Source organism: Micromonospora maritima (assembly GCF_902825405.1).
In the GTDB taxonomy this organism is placed as follows: Bacteria; Actinomycetota; Actinomycetes; order Mycobacteriales; family Micromonosporaceae; genus Micromonospora; species Micromonospora maritima.
Genome location: NZ_CADEAU010000453.1, coordinates 1 through 4328, shown reverse-complemented (window position 1 = coordinate 4328; position 4328 = coordinate 1). Strand labels below are relative to the sequence as shown.

6 protein-coding genes and 1 pseudogene are annotated in these 4328 nt (G+C 74.1%); 4 read left to right on the top strand and 3 right to left on the bottom strand.

The features are described 5' to 3' along the window. The 3 genes and pseudogenes from HUW36_RS26900 to HUW36_RS26890 form a co-directional block, all read right to left on the bottom strand. Positions 1-522 (bottom strand): annotated as a pseudogene (locus HUW36_RS26900) (hypothetical protein); the annotation flags it as partial. A gap of 99 nt (positions 523-621) precedes the next feature. Then, positions 622-1494, bottom strand: a complete 873-nt coding sequence (locus tag HUW36_RS26895; protein ID WP_174530699.1) for a hypothetical protein — start codon at positions 1492-1494, stop codon at positions 622-624. A 48-nt stretch (positions 1495-1542) separates the two neighbouring features. Further along, positions 1543-2157, bottom strand: coding sequence for a dihydrofolate reductase family protein (locus HUW36_RS26890; protein ID WP_174530698.1), 615 nt, complete (start codon positions 2155-2157; stop codon positions 1543-1545). 162 nt (positions 2158-2319) lie between these two features. Between HUW36_RS26890 and HUW36_RS26885 the strand changes: the two genes are divergently transcribed. The 4 genes from HUW36_RS26885 (at position 2320) to HUW36_RS26870 (ending at position 4270) form a co-directional block, all read left to right on the top strand. Beyond that, positions 2320-2682, top strand: a complete 363-nt coding sequence (locus tag HUW36_RS26885; RefSeq protein ID WP_174530697.1) for an ADP-ribosylation/crystallin J1 — start codon at positions 2320-2322, stop codon at positions 2680-2682. A 96-nt stretch (positions 2683-2778) separates the two neighbouring features. Beyond that, a complete protein-coding gene (locus HUW36_RS26880) occupies positions 2779-3324 on the top strand; it encodes an SMI1/KNR4 family protein (RefSeq protein WP_174530696.1) in 546 nt (181 codons plus the stop codon). Continuing rightward, positions 3321-3749, top strand: a complete 429-nt coding sequence (locus tag HUW36_RS26875; RefSeq protein WP_281357562.1) for a nuclear transport factor 2 family protein — start codon at positions 3321-3323, stop codon at positions 3747-3749. The genes HUW36_RS26880 and HUW36_RS26875 overlap by 4 nt, the downstream gene beginning before the upstream one ends. Before the next feature lie 95 nt (positions 3750-3844). Continuing rightward, the gene (locus tag HUW36_RS26870; protein ID WP_174530694.1) at positions 3845-4270 is read left to right on the top strand and encodes an iron chaperone; all 426 of its coding nucleotides are present in this window, start codon (positions 3845-3847) and stop codon (positions 4268-4270) included. Positions 4271-4328 lie beyond the last annotated feature (58 nt).

The following is a 4328-nucleotide window of genomic DNA, read 5'->3' as shown; positions in this document are numbered from 1 at the left end:
CCGCAACTCGGGGGCGCGGCGCGCGTCCCACAGGTGGCGGTGCAGGTCCAGCCGGTGGTGGCGGTCGGGACGCGGATGCGGGTGGGCGCGGACGTCGTCGCCGGGCCCGCTCCACACCGCCAGGCTGATCCGCTGCCCGGCGTCGGCCCAGGACGGCGGCGTGCGCACCACCAGGTGGACGGCGTCGGCCCCGCCGGCGGGACGGTAGCGGGCCAGCGAGACGGTCAACCCGGGACGCAGCAGCCCGTCCGGGGCGACCCTCGGCAGGTGCCAGCGCAGCAGATCGGGCGCCAGGTGCCGGAGGTCGGACCGGAGCCGTGCGGCCAGCTCCCGGCCGTGCCGGTCGGTGACCGCGCGCAGGCTCAGGTCGACGTCGACGCGCGCGGCGGCACAGGCGCCGGCCCAGTCACCGACCCGCCGACGCTCGGTCGCGGTCTGGATCATCGACGGCGGGACGGCGTACTCACGCACCCGCAGCCAGAGGGAGAGACGGGATTCCGCGTTCGCGGCCGGGGAGCGCATCAGCACTCACCTTGCGCGAACGGGACCCCCCATCTGCACGAGAGAGTCATCGCGGTGGAGCGTAACCGTGCACCGCGACGTCCGCCAGTGGTTATCCGCCTACCCGGCCGCCGGGTCGGGCGCGGCCGGCTCGTCGCGGTCCGCACCGCGCAGGCCCGCGACGAGCAGCAGGTACGCGGTGAGTTCCACCGCCACGGTCAGCGCCGGCACCGGTTGCGGCATGGCCGACGTGGGCGTGATGGCGTGCCAGGCGAACAGCTCGGTTCCCTCGCCCGGGAAGCCGGGCAGCGGCACGGCACCGATGCTGCTGTCGGTCAACGGCAGCGCGACCACCGCCAGCAGGGCCGCACCGGCCGCCGCCAGTAGCCGGCCGTGCCCCGCCAGCAGGGCGGCCAGTGCCAGCGCGAGGGTGGCCAGGGCCACCGGCGGCAACACCGCGAGGATCACGGCGGAAACCGGATCGGCACCGTCGCCGTCGGGGGCGTGGGCCGGGTCGCCGGCGGCCAGGTCGCGCCAGATGTCGACGACCCGGACGACCGCGTACCCGACGACCGGTGCCGCCGCCGCAGCGGCGGCGACCACCCAGCGGGGCGGGACCGGGCCGCGCCACCGGAGCAGCAGCACGGCCAGCGCGCCGAGCGTCGCCCAGCAGGCGGTGAGCCCGGCGTCGAGGCCGGCTGTCAGCTCCACCCGGACCTCGTCCGGCCGGAGCACCTGCCAGCCGATGTCGGCCGAGCCCGGTTCCGGCGGCATGGTCCGCAGCGCGTCCGCGGCCAGCAGGGCCAGCGCCGCCGGCATCGCCAGCGCCGCCCACCGACCGGCCGGGAGCCCGCCGACGACCGCGTACGCGAGGAGCAGCACCAGGGCGAGCACCTCGGCGCCGCGCCAGACCGGCCGGGCCACCAGCACGCCGACGACGTGCAGGGCGACGCACACCACGGCGGCGCTCAGGAGCAGCGGTCCACGACGCATCCGGTGGATCTTGTCACAGTGGACGGCCCGGCACTGCCCCTCGACCCGTCAGTTGCCGGCCGGCACCTGGTCCTTGACGTCGTCGTAGCCGACCGCGCCCGGCGCCTCGGTCGGCGCGTAGATCACCCGGATCACGCCGGTCGGGAACACCTCGGTCGCGACCACCCGCAGGTGGTAGGCGCCGTCGCCGTCGTCGAACAGCCGGCGGCCCTTGCGCGCCGCGACCGGGTGGATCAGCAGCCGCAGCTCGTCGACCAGGCCGGCGGCGAGCAGTTGCTGCACCACCGAGATCGAGCCGGGGATCAGGATGCCCCTGATGCCGGCGTCGGCCTTCAGCGCGGTCACGGCGGCGACGAGGTCACCGTCGATCAGCTCCGAGTTGCGCCAGGAGAACTCCAGCGGCTGGCGGGAGGCGACGACCTTGCGCATGTCGCCGAGCTGCTTCGCGAACGGCGCGTCCTCCCCACCGGCGGCCTCCCGGTCGGGCCACGCCCCGGCGAAGCTGTCGTAGGTCTCGCGCCCGATGAGCAGCACGTCGGACGTGTCGTAGTCCTCCGTGACGGCACGGCCCATGTTGTCGTCGAAGTACGGGAAGTGCCAGTCGGGGTCGATCTCGGCGACGCCGTCGGCCGAGATGAACAGGGTGGAGATGACCTTGGCCATCGCGGTGCTCCTTCAGGTCAGGGATGTCGACGGGTGGACCGCCGCAGCATGCCAAACTCATCGGCCGCGATGGGGGACGCCGCCGCGGGGCGTACGAATCTCCGTGGCCCGCGCCCGGGGCCACCGGTACGGTGCCACGACCGGACAGGGAAGGGGCACGAGGTGACGGAGACGACGACGCTGTGGCGCCCGACGGGGCCGCAGGAGCTCGATCTGGTCCGCGCCTCCGGATGGCGGGCCTGGCCGCCCCGGCTGCCGGACCAACCGATCTTCTACCCGGTGCTCAACGAGCAGTACGCGGTCATGATCGCCCGGGACTGGAACGTGCCCGCGTCCGGCGTCGGCTACGTCACCCGCTTCCACGTGCAGCGCGCCTTCGCCGAGCGTTACCCGGTCCGGCAGGTCGGCGGACGGGACATCCTGGAGCTCTGGGTGCCGGCGGAGGAGCTCGACGAGTTCAACCGTCACCTCGTCGGGCGCATCGAGGTGGTCCACGAGTTCCGGTCGGAGCAGCGGGCGGGCTGATCGCCGGTGGACGGCGGTGAGCCGCCGGACGACCTCGCGCGTCCCGGCCCGCCGCTCGTCGCGGACTGTCGGACCGATCCGGCATGATCAGCGGCCGTGACCGATCACTCGCTCCTGCTGGACCGCCTGGCTCGTCGGGTCCGCGCGGACCAGCCCGAGCCGCTGCCCCCGCCGCTGTCCCCCGCCCGGATCGCCGAGGCCGAGAGCCGGCTGGGTTTTCCGCTGCATTCGTTGCTGGCCCTGGTCTACCGGGAGTTCGCCAACGGCGGCTTCGGGCCCGACTACCAACTGCTCAGCCTGGTCGACGGGCCGACCGACGAGCAGGCGGTCGACTCCTACCTGGAGGCCCGCACGGCTCCCCCGGGCAGCGACTGGGCCTGGCCCGAGGGGGTCCTGCCGATCCTCGACTGGGGCTGCGGCATGTACGCGTGCGTCGACTGCCGCACCGAGGAGGGCACGGTGCTGCTCTTCGAGCCGAACCCGGGCGATCCTGACCTGGCCTGGTGGGTCGACTCGCCGAGCCTGGCCGAGTGGCTCGACCACTACGTCGAGGACACCGGCTGGTGGGTGCGGGCGGAGGAGGGCGACGACGTGGACGAGATGCCGCCGTGGCCGCACGCCCGGTCCCGGGCCGCCGGGTGACGGCCCGCGGGCCTGTCGGTGGGCCCTGCCACGATGCCCGCAGGGAACCCGCCGAGGTCGTTCAGGAGTTGTGGGACCGGATGCAGGCCCGTGACTGGGCCGGGCTCGGCGAGCTGCTCGCCGACGACCTGGTGGTGGAGTGGCCGGTCAGCGCCGAGCGGATCGTGGGGCGGGCCAACTACGTCCGGGTCAACGCGGAATATCCGGAGGGCTGGTCGATCCGCGTGCTGCGGATCGTGGCCCAGGGGGACGCGGTGGTCTCGGAGGTGGAGGTCCCGCACGACGACATGGGGCTGCACCGGGTGGCCTCGTTCTGGACGGTGCGGGACGGCCGGGTCGTCGACGGCCGGGAATACTGGACGTGTCCGGGCGCGGAGGCCGCGCCCGCGTGGCGGGCCCGCTGGACGGAGCGGGCGGGCAGCTGATCAGGAATCGAGAAGCGCCCGCAGGCCCACCGGCCATACCGTTTTCCCTGAGCGGTCGGCACCACGCGGACCGCGTCCGACGAGGGGGAACCGAGATGTCCGAGGGCTTCAGCGCCGAGGAGCGCGCCGCGATGAAGGAGCGCGCCGCCGAGCTGCGCGCCGAGGGGAAGAAGGGCGCCAAGAAGGCGGACGAGTTGCAGGCGTTGCTCGACCGGATCGCGCAGATGGCGCCGGACGACCGCGAGCTGGCCGAGCGCGTGCACGTGACGATCTCCGCCAACGCCCCGGAGCTGTCGCCGAAGACCTGGTACGGCATGCCCGCCTACGCGAACGCGGCCGGCAAGATCGTCGTCTTCTTCCAGGACTCGGGGAAGTTCAACTACCGCTACTCGACCGTGGGCTTCCAGGACGCGGCCAACCTCGACGAGGGTGACCTCTGGCCGGTGGCGTACGCCCTGACCAGGTGGAGCCCGGAGGTGGAGAAGAGGCTCGTGGAGCTGGTGCGGGCGGCGGTCTCCTGAGGCCGCCGCGCCGCCGCGCCGCCTAGGCCGGCGGCGTGCCCAGGGCGAGCGCGGCGGC